Below are 15,303 nucleotides of genomic sequence, written 5' to 3'. Positions count from 1 at the left end.
CCGGATACAGATTGTATGATTCTGTATCCGGCAATTATTTTTGAGCACCAAACCATTTATTTACTAAAGTCTCTCGGAGCAGGAACCTTTGGCAACGGTTTACGATTCTGAAGTTCTTTCATTACTTCTTCTATCGCTTTGTTTAGCTGCTGGTCTTCCCCATTCCATTCTTTTATCGGATCGTTATCAATCAGAATATCCGGGTCTACCCCATGATTTTCAATAATCCATTGGCCAGTTTTCGGGTCATAGCTTGTAAAGAACGGAACGCGGATATCCGTACCATCCATATAAGGCAGTGAGCCACTGATACCGACAATGCCACCCCAGGTACGGGTTCCTATCAACTTCCCTAAACCAAGCGCACGGAATCCCCACGGGAACAGGTCGCCATCCGATGCAGAATATTTATTAATCAGACAAACTTTCGGTCCTACCTGTACCGCATCAGGTACTGTTCCGATACGGGCTGAAGTACGGCTCATCGTCAAGCGGTAAGGTTCACGGGACAGACGTTCAAGTATCATTGGAGAAACATTGCCTCCACCGTTTGCACGGTCATCGATAATCAAACCTTCCTTATCCAACTGCGGATAGAAATAACGGGCAAACTCATTTAGACCTTCCGGTCCCATATCCGGAATATAAATATATCCGATTCTGCCATTGGAAGCCTTATCCACTTTCTTAATATTATCCTGTACCCAATTATAATGGTACAAAGAATATTCTTCTGCAAGCGGGCTTATTACCACTTTGTGCGCACCTGCCAGCTGAGGCTTACTATTTAATGAAATCTCTGTCGGGACATTTGCTTTTCCGACTAACAGCGAATACATGTCTTTTACCGTATTTGTCGGAACCCCATCGATAGCCACAATGAAATCACCGGCTTTTGCTTCTATACCGGGTTCGGTAAGCGGAGAACGAAGTTCTTTACTCCAGGAAGCACCCGGAAGTATTTTTTCCAGACGGAAGAAGCCACTCTTGTCGCGAGAGATTTCTGCTCCTAACAGACCAGTCTCCACACGCTCGGGACGCTCGGTTTCGCCGGGGTTAACATAAGCATGTCCACAGTTCAACTCACCAATCATCTCACCGATTACATAGTTCAAATCCAAACGGGTTTTGACAAATGGCAATAAGGCTGCATATTTTGACTTGATTGCTTTCCAATCGACACCATGCATATTGGAAACATAGAAACCATCACGGTAAGCACGCCATGCCTCATCAAATATCTGTGCCCATTCCTGCGGATAGTCTACCGTAATCTGCATATTTGACAAGTTGACAGGCTTGCTTAAGTCCACTTTTCCGGAAGGTATATCCACTACATACAACAGGCTTCCTTTAGAGAACAACGCTTTCTTGCTACCCGGGGTCACAGTCATGAAAGCCCCCGGAGCCACACTTGTTTCCTCCTGTTTTTCCAAATCGAATACATTCGTGCCTCCACGTCCCCAATAGTATACTTTCTTACCATCGGAATAGAAATTCGTATAATATGAACCGTTCAACGGAAGCTGTATAATCCGGTCGTTAATTCCATCTATGTCAATCTTCACAGCCGGAACATCGCTTTCCTTGTTAACATCCTCTTTTTTCTTTATAGAATCTTTTGCCGGTTCTTCCTTTTGGCTTATTGCCACCTGTGCATCCTTTTCAATAAAAGGAGATGGTGTATCTTTCGACAATAAAGCCAGATAAACGCCTCCCATATTGTTATATACATGATTCCATTCCAATGAACCATAGGTCGGATTAAAATCGCGGGAAGAAGCGAATATCAGATATTTTCCGTCCGTACTGAATACAGGGGAAGATGACTCATACCATTTATCGGTAATTGCATATTCTTTTTTATCATTCAGATTATATACATATACAATGCTAAATGTATTATCTCCCGTACGGGTATAAGTCAACCAGTTGTTGTCCGGCGAGAAGGCTACGTCACGAGGCTCTCCCATCGGGTCTTGCAAAACAGTAGTGACGCGTTTTGAAGCAACATCCAGCAGATTCAAGCGGTTCTTACGGTCGGTGTAGACAATTTTCTTTGAGTCGGGACTCCATTTCAGATTACGGATATAGGTATCATTATTTTTTGTAAGCTGTACCGGCTCACCTCCTGTTGCATCCTGCAAGTAAAGTTCGGTTTCACCTGTTCCGTCGGAGATATAAGCGATATACTTTCCGTCCGGCGACCATTTTGCAGCCCGGTCGTGCGCTCCGGGGGAACGGGTAATATTCTTTGTTACACCTTTTTCAGTCGGAAGGTTGAATACTTCGCCCCGTGCCGTTACAACAATACGCTCTCCATCCGGCGAAATACTTGCCGCAGTAAGATACCCGCTTCCGTTTTTGATGGCGCTACGTGCATAGATGTTATCGGAAGTCAGTGTGATATTCACTTTCTCTGGCCTCTTGCTTTTTGCGTCCATCTTGTAAATATAACCACCGTTCTCGAAAACGATCGTATTGCCGTTTGCACTCGGGAATTTGACATCGAACTCTTTAAAATCCGTAACTTTGGATGTCTGTTTTGTTTTTGTGTTATACACGAAAATATTCATCACCCGGTCCCTGTCGGAAATAAAGAAGATTTCATCTCCTATCCACATCGGGACAATATCCTGTGCAGGGTTATTGGTAATATTTTCCACGGTTTTCTTCTCAGGATTGTAAATCCATACATCATCCGCCATACCGCCTTTATAGTATTTCCAGGTACGAAATTCGCGCATCACACGATTGTATGCCAGCTGTTTGCCATCCGGAGAATAACTACAGAAACCGCCTTCGGGAAGAGGTATAACTTCCGAAAGACCGCCTTCTTTGTTTACTGCATACAATTTGCCGGTAAAACTGCTGCTGATACGGTTACGGTATACAATGTTTTTACCATCGGGGCTCCAGGTCATTACGATGTTATTAGGTCCCATACGGTCGCCTAAATCATCCCGCTGGTTGGTTGCGGTGTAAGTTACCCGCAAAGGCTCCCCTCCTTCGGAAGGAATCGTATACACCTCGGTATTTCCATCATACTGCCCGGTAAATGCAATTGTCTTGCCATCAGGAGAGAACCGGGGAAACATCTCATAACCGACATGAGAGGTCAAGCGCTGTGCTTCCCCACCGGAAGCAGGTACTTTATACAAATCTCCGGCATACGAAAAAACGATATCTGTACCATTCGTTGCTGGAAAACGCAGCAAGCGTGCCTCATCGGCTGCCATCAATAAAGCCGGGACACTTGCCAATGCCAATAAAGAAAGAATAAGTTTTTTGCCCATGATTAATGCCATTTAGTCTACAGGCAAAGATAAAAAAAGTATTAACTAAGTAGAGCCTTATTGATATATTCCTTTGTTTCCCACCAAAAAAGCTGGATATTATCAAATACAGTCAACCACCGGGGACGTATCAACCCGGTCTTGGCATAATATTCCGGGTCACCTATACGGATATAGCGAATCTTATTAGTCGTATCAGACAAAAGGCACAAAGTCCCATTTTTCAACAATATTACCAACATTCCCCTCTTTATCCAAAAGTCTATTACTTCTGAAAAAGGAATCATATCGCGGTCAGAAAAAGACAAGGCAGTCCCGGTAAACCCTATTTGATATAATACGACATAGGGACGTATTTGCCAGCAAAGTTCTGTTATATTGGCAGGTTTAAGTTCCTTTTTCAAAAAAAGAATATACTCTCTTTGAAAATTTGCAATAGATAAAGGTTGTTCCATATCTCATATTTTCAATAATAAAATTATTATCTCAACAAATTCCGGGCAGTATAAGTTATAAAAGAAGCGTGGGAACTGCTGATACACTTTAACAGAGGTTCTCGAATACCTGCAATCGGTGTATAAACAACAGTCTCACGCTTTTTTATCTTGATTGCACAAATGCAAGAAATTCACTTCCGCACAACAAGAAAACATGAGCATACTTCTCATTCATTATCCACCAATTGCTTGAAACTTTCGAGATTTCTGTTAAAAAGGATAATTTATTCAGTAGCTTTTAAACTATTAAATTTCACACAAACAATAACGCTTTATCACTTATGCAAAGGCAAATATAAAAAGATATTTTCACATCTATTTAAATGTTCCTTCTTTTTCATAAGAAAAAAAATAAACCCGTGCATTCAAAACCAACTTATTCCACATAATAATCATTTATTTTTCCTCCGATTTATATCCATTATATGAAACTATTAAACCGTTCGAATACTACGATACAACTACACTTCTATGAAAAATCCAAACTTTTTTACAGAAAATTGCATATTTCTACTATTAAATCTTACCTTTAGACTTTCCTACACATAAAATAACGTATATTTACATCCAAAAAACACACGAGATGAAGTTCTTATTTATTTTAACCTCTGCATTGTTTGTAACAACAAACATTTTTGCCGAAGATAATCCTTTATGGATGCGCTATCCGGCAATATCACCAAACGGAGAAACAATTGCCTTTACTTACAAAGGCGATATTTACACCGTTCCGACTAATGGTGGCAAAGCTACCCAGTTGACAACCCATCCGGCTCACGACACACAGCCTGTCTGGTCTCCTGACGGAAGCAAAATAGCTTTCGCATCCGACCGTACCGGAAATTTTGATATTTATGTGATGGATAAGGACGGAGGCGCCCCCAAGCAACTGACAACTCATTCCGCAAACGAATATCCGGAAACATTTACAGATAATAATCATATTCTTTATACGGCTTCTATCCAACAGGATGTTAAAGACAGCCAGTTCCCTTCCGGAACCTTTGCACAAATTTACCAGATAAGCTTGGATGGCGGGCGCCCGATATTGTATTCCTCTTATGCAATGCAAAGCCTGGCTTTAAACAAGCAGGGGGATAAATTACTATACCAGGATATCAAAGGATATGAAGACCCCTGGCGTAAACATCATCAATCCTCTATCACGCGTGACATATGGCTATGCTCACTCGGGGACGAACGCACTTTCAAGAAAATTACAACTTTCCGGGGTGAAGACCGGAATCCGGTTTGGGCTCCCGATGGTAACTCTTTCTACTATTTGAGTGAAGAAAAGGGTAGTTTCAATGTTTTCAAAAATGACCTGACCGGAAAAAACATCCGTCAGATAACACAGCATACTACACACCCAGTCCGCTTCCTTTCTTCCGACAATAACGGAAAACTTTGCTATGGATATAATGGGGAGATTTATACATTGAAAGAAGGTGGTCAACCGGCAAAAGTGAATATCCAAATTATCGCTGATAAAGTGGAAAACGACTTAATCAGCCAGCTAAAAACCAGTGGAGCTACCGACATAGCCGTTTCGCCAAGTGGGAAAGAAGTTGCTTTCATTGTCCGGGGAGATGTTTATGTAACCTCTACTGATTTCGAGACGACCCGCCAGATTACAAATACTCCGCAGCAGGAACGGGACCTGGATTTCAGCCCCGACGGTAAATCACTGGTTTATTCGGCTGAAAGAGGCGACACATGGGGTATTTACCAATCCAGCCTGGTACGCAAAGATGACAAATACTTTACCTACGCACAGGAAATTAAAGAAGAGCCTCTGGTCGTAAGCGGTCAAACTTCTTTTCAACCATTGTATTCTCCGGATGGAAAAGAAGTTGCATTCTTGGAAAATCGGACTACTCTGCGCGTAATCAACCTAAAGAGTAAAGATGTCCGGACTGTTCTGGATGGCAAATACAACTATTCATATTCTGATGGCGACCAATCTTACCAATGGTCCCCCGACAGTAAATGGATTCTGGCGACTTATATCGCCATAGGAGGTTGGAATAATTCCGATATCGCATTGATCAAAGCAGATGGCAGTGGTGATGTAACCAACCTGACAGAAAGCGGCTACTCTGACGGCAATGCCAAATGGGTACTGGATGGAAAAGCTATGATATGGTCGTCCGACCGTGCAGGATACCGTAGCCATGGTAGCTGGGGAGCAGAAAGAGACATGTATATCATGTTCTTTGACGGTGAAGCCTATGACAAATTCCGCCTTTCCAAAGAAGAGCAAGCCTTGATTGAAGATGAAGAAAAGGATAAGGATGCGGATAAGAAAGACGAAGACTCTAAAGATAAAAAAGACAAGAAGAAAGACGACAAGAAAAAAGAGGATAAGTCTGCCGAACCTTTGAAATTCGACCTGGCAAACCGCAAAAACAGAATCATGCGTCTTACAGTCAACTCCTCTTTCCTGGGAGATGCAGTTCTGACACCGAAAGGCGACAAACTTTATTACTGTGCAGCTTTTGAAAGCGGTTATGATTTATGGGAACAGAATTTCAAGGAAAAATCTACTAAAATATTAATAAAAGGAGTTGGTGGAGGAAATATGTTCACTGATAAAAAGGGAGAAAACCTTTTCCTTATCTCCAGAGGACAGCTAAAGAAAATCGACGTAAAAGATGGCAAAGACAAGCCTATCGGCTTCAAAGCAGAATTCTCTTATCGTCCGGCAAAAGAACGGGAATACATATTCAACCATACATGGCGCCAGGTCTTAGATAAATTCTATGATCCGACTTTACATGGCATAGACTGGGCAGGTTACAAAACGGCATATGCCCGTTTCCTTCCGCATATCAACAACAACTATGACTTCCAGGAAATGCTTTCTGAAATGCTGGGAGAACTAAACGGTTCACATACAGGAGCCCGCTACCGTCCGGCTTCTACAACTCCGGCAACTGCTTGTTTAGGAGCATTCTACGACAATAACTATTCCGGTGACGGTCTGAAAATTGCAGAAATTATAGAACAAGGTCCTCTTACGCAAGCCGATAGTAAGATTAAAGCAGGCTGCATCATCGAAAAAATAGATGGTACACCGATCAAGGCCGGAGAAGATTATTATCCACTGCTTAGCGGAAAAGCTGATAAGAAAATCTTATTATCCGTATATGACCCTGCTACTAAACAACGTTTTGACGAACAAGTGAAACCAATCACTTACGGAACGCAATCCAATCTTCTTTACAAACGCTGGATTGAACAAAAACGCTTGATGGTAGAAAAACTATCCGGAGGCAAAATCGGTTATGTACATGTAAGAGGTATGAACAGCGAAAGTTTCCGTGATGTTTATTCTGAATTATTAGGACGTTGCCGTAATAAAGAAGCTGTTATCGTGGATACACGCCACAACGGCGGAGGATGGTTGCATGATGACCTGGCTACTTTACTGAGCGGAAAAGAATACGAACGTTTCATGCCGAGAGGACAGTATATCGGAAGCGACCCGTTCAATAAATGGCTTAAACCTTCATGTGTACTGGTTTGCGAAGATAACTACTCAAACGCCCATGGTTTCCCGTTTGTTTACAAAACACTGGGTATCGGAAAACTCATCGGGACACCTGTTCCCGGAACCATGACTGCGGTATGGTGGGAAACTCAGATTGACCCGACAATCGTATTCGGTATTCCCCAGGTCGGTGTAATGGATATGCAGGGAAATTATTTGGAGAACCATGAACTGCAACCGGATGTTGAAATTTACAATACACCGGAATCACAGTTGAAAGGTGAAGACCATCAATTGGAAGAAGCAGTCAAGGTGATGCTCCAAACAGTAAAACAAAAATAAAAATGTTGGAAGTTCATACCCCGAACGGAGAAAATAAAGTTCTACTGCACGCTTGTTGTGCACCCTGTTCGTCAGCAATCATCGAATGTTTGCTGGCGAACAGCATCCGTCCTACGATTTTCTACTTTAACCCGAATATATTCCCTGAAGAAGAATATAAAATTCGAAAAGCAGAGAACCAGCGTTATGTGGAAAGCCTGCAACTCGATTTTATCGATGCAGACTACGACCATTCGGCATGGCGTGAAATCACCAATGGAATGGAGAAGGAACCGGAACGGGGCAAAAGATGTTTGGAATGTTTTTTCTACCGGCTGAAAAAAACCGCATGCTATGCAAGTGAAAACGGTTTCTCCCTATTTACTACCACATTAGCTTCTTCCCGATGGAAGAGTCTTGAGCAAATATGTGAAGCAGGCAAAAAAGCCGCAAATCTATATCCTGGGACTCTTTTCTGGGAACAGAACTGGAGAAAAGGAGGACTGAGCGAACGCAGAAAAGAAATTATTGCGGAATATCAGTTTTATAACCAGCAATACTGCGGATGTGAATTCTCCTTCAGAAACAAATAGCGCCTCATATTCAAGGATATAAAAGTCAATATTACAGAGCTTACAACCATCACAGGTATTCTGTAATATTGACTTTTTCTTTTTTTCAAAAAGTGTTATTCAAGCCTGAGTTGTTTATCCGATAATATTTTATAAACTTCCCTCTTTATTTCACCCGCATGTTCTTTTTGCAAAGAAGACAAACGGAGTGCACAAGAAGCTGCTTTTTTCAGTTTATCCGGATGATAAAAAGAAGCATTTGCATATAATTGAACCAACATTAAATATCCACGGCAGTGCCCAGGAAGAATTTGAGTAATTTTTTCCAGGTAAAATTCCGCATCTTCATAATTGCCAAGGGCTTCATCATTCATAGCCATGGCATAATAAATCTGAGGATTAGCACTCAGTTGCATCGCTCTTTCCAACCATACGACAGCCGTTGAATACTTACCTATTTTATTAAAACAGGTTGCCCCTTCATATAAAAAATCGGGTCTGTGATATAAGGAAAAATACAATTTCTCATACCTATATGCCGCTAACTCATAATGATTGGCAAGATATAAATCCCGGGAACTTTTCCATTCTTTGTAAATATGTACCGAATCTTTCTGGGCATAAAAAATAGCACATGAAACAATTGCTATCAGAATTCCAATATAAGGAAGACTTTTTAAACCTTGAAAAGAACTCCCCTTTTTCGTTACACACATGGTTGTAAGAAAAATGAGCAACACACATAATGTGGGTAATTGCAGCGGATAAGAATATAAAGCAAACACAACCAAGGCAATAACCCCTCCGGAGCAGCCAATCCGGTTATGTTTGATTCCGTAATAAACAGAAAACGCCAGCCATAACATGAAAAGTAATAACCCTACCACTCCAACTTCCACACCCATCAGTAAGTAATCATTATAAGGGTAATCCGGGCACATGCCTATTCCACATTCGGTATCAGAAGCAATCCCCGAAGTAAAATAATCTGCCTGAGCTTTTGCATAAACAGAAGGGAAACTACCCAGACCAGTCCCTAAGAAAGGATGTTTAATAATCACATTCGTTGTTACATTCCATATTAACAAATGCTTCTGCACTGCCCCGGAATGGAAAGAAACAGCAGATAATAGCAAACCGGCTGCTATAAAAAGCAACATCATAAGAGAAGCAACGACAAATAACTTACGATATTTATATATTGCTTCCTTCGTCTTTGTCAAACCAATCATCCTCATCCAACAAACCCAACAGCATGAAACTGCAGAAACAATCAAAACCGAGAGATTCATTCTCAAACAAAGAGCTACGGATATTGAAATAAATCCGACACAAGCCAGATAAAACAAAAATGTACGGGACTCCCAACAAGATAATTTCTTACAATTTCTAAAGCGCAAAAACATATTCAAAGAAATAGGAAACATTACTGTTATATATCCTGTAGATAACTCCAACGGTACAGCTCCATCCAACAATTTCAATATCGGATGATCAGAAAAATTCCCAAAATATAATCTGATACAGGATATCGCACAAACAGTACCGAAAAAAAGAGCGATTGAAACAAAAAATATCCGTAATTCCGGATACCGTTGTAAAGAAATACGCAACATAAACCACAAGGCAACCAGTTGGGATATAAAAATCAGCTTGTCCGGTTGAATATTAAGCTGTTTATCATAAGTAACAAGGACAATTCCCAACAACAATAAAACAAGAACATCAGGCAAAGAAAAGATAAAAACACGTTTTCTACTCGTTAATTCCATAAATAATAAACTTCCGGCAAAAGCAACGGATGCATAATGAAACCAACAGATTCTCCCTATAACTTCCCCATGATAAATACCTGGATTAATAGCAAAGATTATACAAAGGAGTAACATGCCACTTGTTGACAACAACAATAATTGTAAAAAATCAAACAATTTGTTCATTTCAAATTTGTTTTGAGGGTTAAACCATTAATAAATATTCTCTAAAAGCACAATAATTCAACAGCTTGACCATCCTTCAAATAATAATAGAACAAAAAATACCCTTTAGCCAAAAACGTCTACTAAACATTATTTTTATCCAAAACTCTTAATATTATCAAAAAGAGATGCACAGTCTACAAATTCAAAGTTTGAATAACAAACCTGTACCTTGCGGATAGTTAAAGGTAGGTATTGTATAATCTCCGAAAATCTCTTTTCGCTGACATTTTATTGACAAATCCCGGATAATTCTCAGTAGCCTAAGGAGATTCTTACTATCTTTGTATCCATTTGAAATAAAAAAGTAAATAATAGAATGGAAACAGTAGTAAGTGGCATTCGCCCAACCGGTAATTTGCACCTGGGAAATTACTTCGGTGCAGTAAAAAGTTTTCTGCAAATGCAGAATGAATATAATTGCTATTACTTTATTGCCGATTGGCATTCGTTGACTACCCATCCACATCCCGATAATATCCGTAATAGTGCAAAGACAATCCTGGCTGAATATCTGGCTTGTGGCATCGATCCGGAAAAAGCAACGATTTACATCCAAAGCGATGTACGCGAAGTAGCAGAATTGTATCTGTATCTGAACATGAATGCAGGTATCGGAGAACTGATGCGCACCGCCTCTTTCAAGGATAAAGCCCGCAAACAGCTACATATCGATACAGCCGGTAATGATGGAGACATGGAGAAGGAAATCTTTAATGAAAGTAATAAACACAGTGTAAGTGCAGGTTTGCTGACTTATCCGACATTAATGGCTGCCGACATTATCATTCACAAAGCTGCTAAAGTTCCGGTAGGAAAAGACCAGGAGCAAAATATGGAAATGGCCCGTCGCTTCGCACGTCGTTTTAATGCTACATATGGTGTTGAATTTTTCCCGGAACCTGCATCTTTCCATTTATCTAATAAAGCAGTGAAAGTTCCGGGACTGGACGGATCGGGCAAAATGGGAAAGAGCGAAGGTAATGCAATCTACCTGGTTGATGACGAAAAGGCTATCAAGAAAAAGGTAATGAAAGCAGTTACGGATGCTGGTCCTACAGAACCAAACAGCGCAAAGCCGGAGCCGATTGCCAACCTGTTCACAATGATGGAAATTGTGTCTACAAAAGATACTTATGATTTCTTCAACGAAAAATATAACAACTGCGAAATCCGCTATGGCGACATGAAAAAGCAACTGGCTGAAGATATCAATAAGTTCTGTGCTCCAATACGTGAACGTATACTGGACATTCGCTCCAATGATGAATACATGGCAAAAGTAGCTCACATGGGTGCTGAAAAAGCCCGTGAAAGTGCTTCCAGGACATTACGTGAAATACGTGAAATCATTGGATTCAGAGCGGAATAAAAGATAAGCAAATATAGAAGCAAGGCTGTAAATATGAATATAAAGTTCATGCGTTTGCAGCCTTACTTGTTTTGTTAGGTCTCTCCCAACAGGAACATTTTATATTCCTCTCTCAGAATGAACAGAAGAAAGAGACAAAAAAAGGAACAGTAAAGTCCACTATTATTCCATGAAAAATTGAAACGAATACTAAATCCTTTCCTGAATAACGAGTGATGATCGGCAATGTCGTATCCATTGTCGTTGCCCCTCCCGCACAAATGGGAGACAGTCTTCCAAAATATTTCACAAATAACGGAGCTCCGAGCAATGCTATAATTTCACGGATTATATTGGCCATCAAAGCTATCGTTCCTAATTCTGCTGCCATTTGTACGCCAAGCGATGAAGTTTTCAATTCCGTAATCAGGATAGATGATAAAGAGTAATAAGCAAAACCACTTCCCACAGCCAAACAGTCGGTCACACTCCACCGGCTAATAAATAGTCCGACAATAGCCGATGCAACTAATGTTCCTACAATTGTAGCAAGAGGGACCAACAGTAATTTAGGACGTATGCTAGTCAGGATCTCCTTCAACTTTTTATCACTACCTATACTCAGCCCGACTTGGAACATCAATAGGTATAATACATAAACCGTAATGTCATTTTCAATAATTACGCTGGGAAGCATTCCACTCCAGCCTAAAATACACCCTAATGCAAAAAAAGCGACTACAATAAGACTACCTTTCATTGTTTCTCGCTCCTTTCTTTAAAAAAAAGGTTATAAACTGCCCATGCAGCCAATATACTTCCTGCCGTCCCGGCAGAAGCAATCAAAAAAGCTTGCCCGCCCAATGTAGCCAAATTATTTACTATTTCCTTGTTTGCACCTACAGATATACCCAATAAAAAAAGGAGAAGTAAAATCGTATAAGAAATAGGCTTTCCTATCTTCTGCAATAATTCTACACGCCGCAAGATATAGCCGAGAGCTATACCTCCAAACATAATTCCAATAACGGTAAACATCGTTTTATTTTATTTTTTCTTCGACACTTTAGTAAACTCAACCTGGATAGAAGAACCGTCCGCATCAGCCGTTCCTGCCAGTTTATTATTATCCTGCTTGAAAGTCAGGCTCACAGGGGTTCCATCCACATAAAAACTACATGCATAACTATCACCTTCTCTTTCTATATTGCTGATTGTAAGTTCAGAACCACAAATAACAACTACAGCTGTTAATTTACCTTCTTTCTCTGTAAACTTTAATGTACCGGATTGATATCCATAAGGTGCATCCGGAGCCGAGAAACTCCACTCACCACTCAATACCGGACTTTTGCTTTGTGCATACATCACCGTACACATAATCAGACATACAAGTGCATAGAGCACTCTTCTCATGTTCTTTTTCATAAATACAGAAATTTAAACTAGACTTAAAAGTTCAAAGATAGTAATTACCCGCAATAAAAAAAGGAGTACAAATATAGAATAAGCACCGGCAAACAAAGAAAAGCCAATATAAGGCAGGCCCATAATATCAAATGGCAGCGGCGTTTTTTCTTCATTCCAGTAATCCGCTTCAGTATCTTCCGGTCGAACTCATCTCCCAGCAAGGGTAGTTTCTCGGCTTCCGGAGTTGAAAACCAGACTTTATAAGGGCGTAATTCGGGAGGAATCTCATTATTTGTAAAAAAATGGCGTAATTCGCGTTCTTCATCTATAGTAGTAGAGCAGCCCCAATATTTATTCAATAACATATATATCCGGTCACAATCCATCTTCCTTCCCTTTCTAAAATCATTTGCCAACAACAAATTGTTCACAAATAGTTTGACGGACACAAACATTCTGCAAAGCCATATTCCGTGTTACCATCAAACAGTAGGAAGGCAAATCTTCTATAACTATCCATGTACCCCGCTGGCTCCAGACCTTCAATAAAGCATCCTCCACAATTTGCTTCGATAAATCCGTATCTCCCGTTATCCGGAAAGCTATGCGATACAGATTATCTTTTAATGGCAATATTCGTCTTATAAATTGATCCGTTCTCATCGCTTTTATTTTAATAGACGCAAACAAGTATCCATAGGTTGCAAATTTCCAGTGTTTTTTCTCTATATTTGCTTCATTCTCTTTTTAAACGCTTGTTATTCTAATTTTTATATATGAACAGAACAATTTTATTTTTCCAGGTGGCCCTGATCTGCTTATTGGCAGCATGTAGCCAGACACCAAAACAAGACCAGCTACTTGACGAAGTACAGTATGTCAATCCTTTCATCGGAACCGGGTTTCACGGACACACATTTCCGGGAGCGACCCGTCCTTTTGCAATGGTACAGGTCAGTCCGGATACACATATCATGGGATGGGATGCCAGTAGCGGGTACCACTATGATGATAACCAGATATATGCGTTCAGCCATACCCATTTGTCGGGTACCGGTATCGGAGACTTGGGAGACGTGGCATTATTACCTTTCTCCGGTGAAGATTCTATCAAGCCGGTAGCTACATTCAAAAAAGAAACAGAAAAAGCTGCACCCGGTTACTATGCCGTTCGTCTTGACAATTTTGGAATTAATGTGGAACTGACCAGTACCGACCGTGTAGGATTTCATAAATACACCTATGATAATCCCAAAGAACGTCGTGTTATGTTGGATTTAGGACATGTATTACAACCGAACTGGGGACATAAAATCGTAAACAACGAATATCTGTTTGTAAATGATTCTACTGTAGAAGGAACAGTGCATACACAGGGATGGGCTCATTTCCATGCCGTATCCTATCGTATCACCTTCTCAGAACCGATTGAAACATTATACCAATATGTAGGAGGAAAACTACGGAAAGATTCCCTGTTCCTTCGTATGAATACTCCTGAGGATTTGAAATTCCACTACAAATTTGCAGAAAGCACAAAGCCTCTATACGCAAAAGTGGCACTTTCCATGGTCGATCCGGAAGGAGCAGAAAAGAATTTAACGGCAGAATTGCCCGGATGGGATTTTGAAGCAACCCGCACCGAATCTTCACATATATGGAATAAAGCTTTAAATGCCATCCAGATTGAAACGTCCGACCCCAAAGTAATGGTGAACTTTTATACAGCATTATACCATACTATGATTGCGCCTTATGCCTATCAGGATGTAGACGGACGTTATTTAGGTATGGATAAAAAAGTTCATCAGGCAGCTCCCGGCTACGTAAACTATTCCGTTTTCTCTCTTTGGGATACATTCCGTGCTCTCCAGCCTTTGATGACAATCATCGAACCGCGAAGAGCGACAGACTGGGGGAATGTACTGGTACAAGGTTATAAAGAAGGAGGTATTCTTCCCAAATGGCCACTGGCATCCAGTTATACAGGTTGCATGGTCGGTTATCCGGCTACAGCTGTCCTGGCTGATTTAGTAAGCAAAGACCTGGCTGGCGACGACTTGAACTTATGGGCGGAAGCCGGCGCACGTTCTTCCGTATATCGTGAAGACCTGGCTGAAAAATTCAAAGGAACGCGCGAACTTGACCTGATAACCCTTCATCCATATTATAAAGAAAAGTATGGATTCGTACCAGCCGACTCTGTTCCGGAGTCTGTATCCTGGGGAGTAGAAATGGCTTATGAAGACTGGTGTATCTCTGAAATCGCAAAAAGAGCAGGAAACGAAGCATTAGCAAAAGAATATGCAGCTAAAGGTTCTTACTGGAAACGCTATCTGGATCCGGAAACCAAGATGATGCGTCCGGTTATGGGAGACGGTTCA

12 protein-coding genes (1 of these 12 cut by a window edge) are annotated in these 15,303 nt (G+C 40.8%); 4 read left to right on the top strand and 8 right to left on the bottom strand.

Annotated elements, in window-relative coordinates; all coding sequences use genetic code 11:
- Window positions 1-56 precede the first annotated feature (56 nt).
- Window positions 57-3,296 (bottom strand): S41 family peptidase, encoded by a 3,240-nt coding sequence (locus ACGE0T_RS20975; RefSeq protein WP_459188512.1) that lies wholly within the window; start codon window positions 3,294-3,296, stop codon window positions 57-59.
- Between the two features lie 41 nt (window positions 3,297-3,337).
- Window positions 3,338-3,751: a hypothetical protein gene (locus ACGE0T_RS20970; RefSeq protein ID WP_459188511.1), complete on the bottom strand. Its 414-nt coding sequence runs from the start codon at window positions 3,749-3,751 to the stop codon at window positions 3,338-3,340.
- Between the two features lie 625 nt (window positions 3,752-4,376).
- On the opposite strand from ACGE0T_RS20970, the gene ACGE0T_RS20965 reads away from it, so the two are divergent.
- Both ACGE0T_RS20965 and ACGE0T_RS20960 read left to right on the top strand, forming a co-directional pair.
- Complete coding sequence (locus ACGE0T_RS20965) at window positions 4,377-7,628, top strand: S41 family peptidase (protein ID WP_459188510.1); 3,252 nt, start codon at window positions 4,377-4,379, stop codon at window positions 7,626-7,628.
- Window positions 7,629-7,630: 2 nt separating this feature from the next.
- On the top strand, window positions 7,631-8,200 hold the full coding sequence (locus ACGE0T_RS20960; RefSeq protein WP_459188509.1) for an epoxyqueuosine reductase QueH: 570 nt from the start codon (window positions 7,631-7,633) through the stop codon (window positions 8,198-8,200).
- Between the two features lie 95 nt (window positions 8,201-8,295).
- On the opposite strand, the gene ACGE0T_RS20955 is transcribed toward ACGE0T_RS20960, so the two are convergent.
- Window positions 8,296-10,119, bottom strand: a complete 1,824-nt coding sequence (locus ACGE0T_RS20955) for an O-antigen ligase family protein (protein ID WP_459188508.1) — start codon at window positions 10,117-10,119, stop codon at window positions 8,296-8,298.
- Between the two features lie 358 nt (window positions 10,120-10,477).
- Between ACGE0T_RS20955 and trpS the strand changes: the two genes are divergently transcribed.
- A complete protein-coding gene (gene trpS / locus ACGE0T_RS20950) occupies window positions 10,478-11,530 on the top strand; it encodes a tryptophan--tRNA ligase (RefSeq protein ID WP_459188507.1) in 1,053 nt (350 codons plus the stop codon).
- Between the two features lie 112 nt (window positions 11,531-11,642).
- Here the strand turns inward: trpS and ACGE0T_RS20945 are convergent, their stop codons facing one another.
- Genes ACGE0T_RS20945 through ACGE0T_RS20925 form a run of 5 tightly spaced genes read right to left on the bottom strand, consistent with a single transcriptional unit; the run spans window position 11,643 to window position 13,582 of the window.
- The gene (locus ACGE0T_RS20945) at window positions 11,643-12,269 is read right to left on the bottom strand and encodes a LysO family transporter (RefSeq protein WP_459188506.1); all 627 of its coding nucleotides are present in this window, start codon (window positions 12,267-12,269) and stop codon (window positions 11,643-11,645) included.
- Complete coding sequence (locus tag ACGE0T_RS20940; RefSeq protein ID WP_459188505.1) at window positions 12,266-12,547, bottom strand: LysO family transporter; 282 nt, start codon at window positions 12,545-12,547, stop codon at window positions 12,266-12,268. The genes ACGE0T_RS20945 and ACGE0T_RS20940 overlap by 4 nt, the downstream gene beginning before the upstream one ends.
- Window positions 12,548-12,556: 9 nt before the next feature.
- On the bottom strand, window positions 12,557-12,937 hold the full coding sequence (locus ACGE0T_RS20935; protein WP_459188504.1) for a hypothetical protein: 381 nt from the start codon (window positions 12,935-12,937) through the stop codon (window positions 12,557-12,559).
- A 44-nt stretch (window positions 12,938-12,981) separates the two neighbouring features.
- Window positions 12,982-13,305, bottom strand: coding sequence for a hypothetical protein (locus ACGE0T_RS20930; protein ID WP_459188503.1), 324 nt, complete (start codon window positions 13,303-13,305; stop codon window positions 12,982-12,984).
- Between the two features lie 19 nt (window positions 13,306-13,324).
- On the bottom strand, window positions 13,325-13,582 hold the full coding sequence (locus ACGE0T_RS20925) for an RNA polymerase sigma factor (protein ID WP_459188502.1): 258 nt from the start codon (window positions 13,580-13,582) through the stop codon (window positions 13,325-13,327).
- Window positions 13,583-13,695: 113 nt separating this feature from the next.
- Between ACGE0T_RS20925 and ACGE0T_RS20920 the strand changes: the two genes are divergently transcribed.
- Window positions 13,696-15,303 carry the 5' portion of a GH92 family glycosyl hydrolase gene (locus tag ACGE0T_RS20920; protein ID WP_459188501.1) on the top strand. Its footprint extends 663 nt past the window's final position, so 1,608 of the gene's 2,271 nt are visible here — the first part of the coding sequence; its start codon is at window positions 13,696-13,698; its stop codon lies off the right edge, out of view.

The organism is Parabacteroides sp. APC149_11_2_Y6 (assembly GCF_054506995.1).
The sequence above is the reverse complement of the archived record's forward strand: the minus strand, read 5'-3'. Positions and strand labels throughout refer to the sequence as shown.

What these genes read in the sequence shown, in the direction of transcription:
- ACGE0T_RS20975 (WP_459188512.1), bottom strand. Translation starts at nt 3,296, where the DNA reads ATGGGCAAAAAACTTATTCTTTCTTTATTGGCATTGGCAAGTGTCCCG.
- trpS (WP_459188507.1), top strand. Translation starts at nt 10,478, where the DNA reads ATGGAAACAGTAGTAAGTGGCATTCGCCCAACCGGTAATTTGCACCTG.
- ACGE0T_RS20945 (WP_459188506.1), bottom strand. Translation starts at nt 12,269, where the DNA reads ATGAAAGGTAGTCTTATTGTAGTCGCTTTTTTTGCATTAGGGTGTATT.
- ACGE0T_RS20935 (WP_459188504.1), bottom strand. Translation starts at nt 12,937, where the DNA reads ATGAAAAAGAACATGAGAAGAGTGCTCTATGCACTTGTATGTCTGATT.
- ACGE0T_RS20925 (WP_459188502.1), bottom strand. Translation starts at nt 13,582, where the DNA reads ATGAGAACGGATCAATTTATAAGACGAATATTGCCATTAAAAGATAAT.
- ACGE0T_RS20960 (WP_459188509.1), top strand. Translation starts at nt 7,631, where the DNA reads ATGTTGGAAGTTCATACCCCGAACGGAGAAAATAAAGTTCTACTGCAC.
- ACGE0T_RS20930 (WP_459188503.1), bottom strand. Translation starts at nt 13,305, where the DNA reads ATGGATTGTGACCGGATATATATGTTATTGAATAAATATTGGGGCTGC.
- ACGE0T_RS20955 (WP_459188508.1), bottom strand. Translation starts at nt 10,119, where the DNA reads ATGAACAAATTGTTTGATTTTTTACAATTATTGTTGTTGTCAACAAGT.
- ACGE0T_RS20940 (WP_459188505.1), bottom strand. Translation starts at nt 12,547, where the DNA reads ATGTTTACCGTTATTGGAATTATGTTTGGAGGTATAGCTCTCGGCTAT.
- ACGE0T_RS20965 (WP_459188510.1), top strand. Translation starts at nt 4,377, where the DNA reads ATGAAGTTCTTATTTATTTTAACCTCTGCATTGTTTGTAACAACAAAC.
- ACGE0T_RS20970 (WP_459188511.1), bottom strand. Translation starts at nt 3,751, where the DNA reads ATGGAACAACCTTTATCTATTGCAAATTTTCAAAGAGAGTATATTCTT.